The organism is Microcystis sp. LE19-41.2A, from assembly GCF_027530405.1.
Taxonomy (GTDB): Bacteria; Cyanobacteriota; Cyanobacteriia; order Cyanobacteriales; family Microcystaceae; genus Microcystis; species Microcystis aeruginosa.
Window position 1 is genome coordinate 1 of record NZ_JAPZQJ010000407.1, and the last position, 5,874, is coordinate 5,874.

The window sequence follows — 5,874 nt, forward strand, 5'->3', positions numbered from 1 at the left end:
AATCCTTATAGGGCAAGAGACTCAATTGATTAGCTCGTTCTAGATAGAAAACAATTGGCCAAAATCGAAGCAATGTCTTTCTGTGTAAGGGTTTTATCCTTTATAACCCCCCTCCATTGCATAACACAAACCGAAGAACCACAAACAAAGGTATTTTTAATACATACACTTTTAAAAGTATCTGAATTTATTTATTAACAGAATTACCAGTTAATTAAAAAATAAATAACTCAATTAAGTTGGCTTGGTTGGTTCTCTTTGCTTCCAACAAGACAGGTTCAGAGTTTTTTGTACATAAATTACTTATTTTTGTTTCTTTAAATAGCTTGGAAGCCCGTTGTTTAATCGGTTTTGATGATGTTTTTGTAAAAAATAGTCTTTCAAAAAGAACATAAATAACTAAATTATGTTCTTTTTGTTCGATTTTGATAGTTGATCTGGTGTTGAAAAATTGTTATTGTTTTCTTGAATCAATAATTTGATTCATTCATTTAGCGAAAATTTGGAGAATACATCTCATGGCTAACATCAAAATCAACGAGATCAAAAACACGGTGACTGACGAAATTATCGAGCTTCGCACCGATGCCGTTAACGACAGTCCAGAAAGTATCACCGCTTTTAAAACTTTACGTCAAGTGGTAGGCGGTTGTTGTCGTTGGCGTGTCGTAATCGTATGATTAAGTAAGTGTAACTGATTGATAAAATACAGAGATAAATCAGTATTTTATCTTTTCCTTCTCCCAGTTTCCACGGTAGTTCAGCAAAACAAGATACTCCGTTGACTATCGTGGAAATACCAACCAGATAAAGATCGCATTTCTTGAGAATATGTATGCTATTTTTAAACGATTTTCCGATCACTTGGAGCCATCGTCCTTATTTCGATCTTAGTCCCTATCAATCTGGTGCTTGGCATATTCAGGGAATTGACTATAGTTATCGAAATCTTGTCTCCGAAGTACGAGGTGTCGATACGTCATCTGTTACCCCAGTTTCTCTCGTTCACCCCGCTTCTTTTCGAGAGCAATTGATTCGAGAGACTGGTCTTTTTCAATACCCAATTAACGATCCTCTCACCCTCCCCGATGAGTTGAGAACCGAACGTTGGAGAGTTCTTTGCGAGCATTTAGAGCATTATCGTGAGCTTTCACCCGCTACTCAAGTAAAAACGGTCGATCTATTATCGAGTTTATGCTTTCATGAAGCGATTACTCGCTATATTCCCGCAATTAGCGATGAAAACATTGGCAGAGACCCCACGTTCGCTAGATTAGCTTACAGCCTGGCGATGTCTAAAATCCTTTGTCAAGAAGATATTGGTACATCAGAAAATCTCGAAGATTTTCAACGAATCGTTCAATACGCTTCTAAAGAAAGCCTGGTGGTTTTCGGGGCAGCCGTAGAATTAATCGTTTTGCAGGCTACTGCCTTTCAAGATATAGCGGCGGTCGCCCATTGGCGAGAAGTAGCCAAGGAGGCACTCCATCACGTCGAACCTTCCCTCGATCGTTTCGATTTTAAACATTTAACCAGTGTTTTCAAGCGTGCGGCTGTTTTCGCTCCACTTCTGCGGGGTGAACGAGAAACGGTTGTCCGTGAAATGGATATCTGTCAATCCCTGGCGGAAGAACTAACTCGCGAGTGTAAAAACGAGAGCGAACGACTTTCCGCCTACGACACTCTCATAACGGTTCTCGAGAGCCGAACAAAAGAAGCTCTCTGGTTAGGCGATATCGATCTCGCCGAAGAGAGATCGAAGAAAATGGTGGCGATGGAACCTCTTTACTCTCGTTATCGCCTGCAACTGGGGGAAATTTTACTGAAACAAAATAAATTTGAAGAAGCGGCGAAAATCTATCGTTCTGCCACTAGACTCGGCCCACCTGGAATGGCGATCGCTTGGTTTATGGCCGGCCAATGTCACGAACGATTAGGAGAGATAGACATCGCCTGTGATTGCTATCTAGCTTCCCTACAGATGGATGAATTAGCTATCTCCGCCGTGGAGAAAATTAACAAATTGGCCCCCCGGCTAGGTAACTCGATGCTGACCGATTGGAGTACCATGCGTCTAGAACAATTACAGGAACAACAGGGAGGTATGGTCTCTAAAACGAAAACTTCCTATATTCCTGAAGCAGCTTCTGCACTGAAATTAGCGGGTGAACGCGAACTCTCTCAAATTTAACTCAAGGCGATCGAGGAATTCGGGAAAGATTCTACCTCGATCGCCCCGCAGCCGGAATTCCCTTAGAAGAATTTCTAACCCCTCACTGAATCGCCTGTTTTAAACTGCGACAGAATTCTTCGAGGGATTTTAACCCATCGCTGGGGGAATTATCGGCCAGACGTTTAACCACGGCACTGCCGACAATTACCGCATCAGCACCCCAGTTTTTCACCTGTAGTGCCTGTGTCGGGTCAGAAATGCCAAATCCTACCCCCACGGGTTTATCGGTGACAGAACGGATAGAATCGAGCAATTCCTCCACTCTGGTGGCCACTTGGTTCCGCATTCCCGTCACTCCCGTGACACTAACCAAATAAATAAAACCTTGGGATTGCAGGGCGATCGCTTGTATTCGTTCCGGGGGACTGGTAGGTGCTACCAATAAAATCACTTCAATTCCCTTAGCGGCAGCCGGTTGCAGCAGACTTGCCGCTTCCTCTAGGGGTAAATCGGGAACCACCAAACCACTCACCCCGGCTGCTTTTATTTGGTCTAAAAAGACATCTATCCCGCGATGATAGATGGGATTATAGTAAGTAAAGAGAATAATGGGAGCTTTCACCTCTCCCTGAGCATTTTTGACGATTTCTAGCACATCTTCCAACTTGACACCCCGATTTAAAGCGCGGGTGGCCGCCGCTTGAATAACCGGACCATCCGCAAGAGGATCGGAATAGGGAACCCCCAACTCGATCAGATCGGCCCCTGCCCGGTCTAAAATGCGTAAAGCTTGGGCAGTAGTGGACAAATCGGGATCACCAGCAGTAATAAAGGGAATTAAGGCACAATTCCCCTGGGAACGGAGAGAACGAAAACACTCGGAAACAGCAGTCATCGAAAATTACTGGAGACATAAAGCACCGTCTATTATCTCATGGTGGGGAATAGCTCGTAGCCGGTCGCCGCAAGCTCAGGTAAAGAATTTTTCGAGTAATACTTAAGGAATATTGACAAAATGGCGATCGAGGTTAGAATAGGCTCAGTCTGACAGTTTTAAAAAAATTTCTTGGATAAGCTAAACGGCTTTTACTTCGGATCACCGATATAGACTCCAAAAGGGTTATAGCTGTTGGATCATGCAGGTTAAACGCCGTTTAGCTTAATAAGGGTTTTCATTCCGCTTTTTCCAGTACACAATAGAACTACTGCCCGATCGGGTTTCGTATAATCAAACACCATATTATATCTATGTTTTCCATTTACATTCTCACTCATAACGAAGAAATTGATATTGCCGCCTGTGTGGAATCGGCACTTCTATCCGATGATGTGATTGTGGTTGACTCCTACAGTAGCGATCTCACTGTAGAGATTGCTTCTCGTTATCCAGTGCGCGTGATTCAGCATCAATTCGAGAGTCATGGTAAACAAAGAACTTGGATGTTAGAAAATATCGAGACTAAATACGATTGGGTTTATATTCTCGAAGCAGATGAAAGGATGACACCCCAACTCTACGCAGAATGTCTGCGCGCCACTCAACAGAAAGAATTTACTGGTTTTTATGTGGCCGAAAGAGTTATGTTTATGGGAACTTGGATCCGTCGCAGCACCCAGTATCCCCGTTATCAAATGCGTCTATTTAGAAAAGATCAAGTCTGGTTTAGCGATTATGGTCACACGGAAAGGGAAGAATGTCGAGGAAAAACCTCTTTTTTAGAAGAAACCTATCCCCACTATACCTGTAGTAAAGGTTTAAGTCGTTGGATTGAAAAACATAATCGTTACTCTACCGATGAAGCGGCAGAAACCCTACATCAGTTGGCTAACGGTGGTGTTAGTTGGAAAAAATTATTTTTTGGTGAAACCGAAGTAGATAGACGGAGAGCTTTAAAAGATTTATCTCTACGATTGCCTTTTCGTCCCTTGCTTCGTTGGTTTTATATGTATTTTATCTTGGCGGGAATTCTCGATGGTAAAGCTGGTTTTGCTTGGTGTACTTTGCAAGCTTTTTATGAGTATTTGATCCTCTTAAAAGTAGCGGAAATGAAACAGGGTTTACCCACTCCCCCCGAAGTGAGAAATCCTTTTCATCCCCCGCAAAATGGTGACAATAGTAATTCCCATAGGCCCGATTTCGTCTCCCTAAAAGGAAAAGCCGATTAACATTCAACCATTATTAATCAGTCAGCAATCACCTAACAACAACCTAGAGATAAAAAGCAATCCTGATCCATTTTTTATTAGCTGTGACATCAATTTCACGGCTGTTGTCTCATCTCAAGCTGTACGGTATTTAAACTGCGTAGTGGTCTCCCCACCTCCCCACTTCATAATTCATAATTCATAATTCCCTCTCCCTGATTAATAACGGATGCGAGGATCAACATAAGCATTGATTAAATCGATTAAAATACTGGCAAAAACCACTATTGTCGCAAAAAAAGCCATTAATCCCTGTACTGTTGGGTAATCCCGCAGAGAAATCGCGCGATATAACTGATTTCCCAAACCCGGCCAAGAAAAAGTAACTTCCGTCAAGACTGCACCACCTAAAAGAGCCGCAAAAGTTAATCCTAAGACAGTAATTACGGGTATTAGAGCATTTTTCAGCGCATGGGCGATCATAATCGTTTTTTCTGGTATTCCTCTCGCTTTTGCCGCATCTACATAGTCCGCTTGCAAAGTTTGTTTCAGATTAACTCGCACCATCCGTTCAAAAATTCCACTCAAGAGAATGCCGAGAGTAAAACTAGGTAAGGCTAGATAATACAAAGCTGTGGGCAACTTATCTAGTTGTAGAGTCATCAGACTATCAAGGGTGTATAAACCTGTAATTGTCTGGGGTGGAGTCTCACTCAAAGGAAAACGAGTCCCCAAGGGAAACCAGCGCAACTGTACCGCAAAAATTAGCTGTAAGAGCATTCCCACCCAAAAAATCGGCAAGGAATAGGTTATCAGTCCAAATAAACGTCCCCCCGCATCTAAGGGTGTATTCGGACGGGAAGCGGTAATAATTCCCAATCCGACTCCCACTATCACCGCAATTAGCATTCCATAAAAAGTTAGTTCCACCGTCGCTGGAAAATGTTTAGCGATAATCTCCCATACCGTCACCCCCTTACTGGTTAAAGAGTCTCCTAAATTGAGACGCATTAGGTGAAAAATATAGTCTAGGTACTGGAAAAATAGGGGTTTATTCAGTCCTAATTGTTCTCTTAGGGCATTTTTGGCACTTTCAGGGGCGCGGTTGCCTAAAATCGCATCCGTGGGATCACCGGGGGCAACACGCATCAGTAGAAAAACCACCGTCACGATCGTCCATAACATCAAGGGAGCTAGGAGTAAACGCACCAGTAAATAGGATTGTAAAGCAGCGCGGCGAGACATGAGGGCTTTCCGATCAGAAGATAGATTCTCAAAGAACCATACCCCAAAATCGCCCCAGCGATCGAGAAAAAATTAAGCTGAGGGAATATTTAGTACAAGTAAACTAAAGTAGCTGCGCCGACAGTTCTGAGCAAGGGACTACCAAAAACCCCTAAAGGCTGAAAGGCTTACGTAGCAAGGGATAGAAAAAAGATCAAAAAATTTTGCCAAAAGGGGTTGACAAACTTAGGGAAGTTAGATACATTGGTAAATGCGCGGTTGAAGCGAAGCGAAAGCGAAGCGAAACAAACGACGCTGGAACCTAGACAAAA

Annotated in this window: 5 protein-coding genes; 3 read left to right on the forward strand and 2 right to left on the reverse strand. The window is 43.0% G+C overall.

Annotated features, from left to right (window positions below; translation table 11 throughout):
• The first annotated feature begins 518 nt into the window (after window positions 1-518).
• On the forward strand, window positions 519-680 hold the full coding sequence (locus O9290_RS16580; RefSeq protein ID WP_288055066.1) for a hypothetical protein: 162 nt from the start codon (window positions 519-521) through the stop codon (window positions 678-680).
• A 155-nt stretch (window positions 681-835) separates the two neighbouring features.
• The gene (locus tag O9290_RS16585; RefSeq protein WP_288055068.1) at window positions 836-2,191 is read left to right on the forward strand and encodes a tetratricopeptide repeat protein; all 1,356 of its coding nucleotides are present in this window, start codon (window positions 836-838) and stop codon (window positions 2,189-2,191) included.
• Window positions 2,192-2,273: 82 nt separating this feature from the next.
• Here O9290_RS16585 and trpA read toward each other — a convergent pair whose 3' ends face one another.
• On the reverse strand, window positions 2,274-3,068 hold the full coding sequence (gene trpA / locus O9290_RS16590; RefSeq protein ID WP_288055070.1) for a tryptophan synthase subunit alpha: 795 nt from the start codon (window positions 3,066-3,068) through the stop codon (window positions 2,274-2,276).
• A 353-nt stretch (window positions 3,069-3,421) separates the two neighbouring features.
• Between trpA and O9290_RS16595 the strand changes: the two genes are divergently transcribed.
• A complete protein-coding gene (locus O9290_RS16595) occupies window positions 3,422-4,339 on the forward strand; it encodes a glycosyltransferase family 2 protein (protein ID WP_288055072.1) in 918 nt (305 codons plus the stop codon).
• A 198-nt stretch (window positions 4,340-4,537) separates the two neighbouring features.
• Here the strand turns inward: O9290_RS16595 and O9290_RS16600 are convergent, their stop codons facing one another.
• The gene (locus tag O9290_RS16600) at window positions 4,538-5,563 is read right to left on the reverse strand and encodes an ABC transporter permease (RefSeq protein WP_002757482.1); all 1,026 of its coding nucleotides are present in this window, start codon (window positions 5,561-5,563) and stop codon (window positions 4,538-4,540) included.
• Window positions 5,564-5,874: the final 311 nt, after the last annotated feature.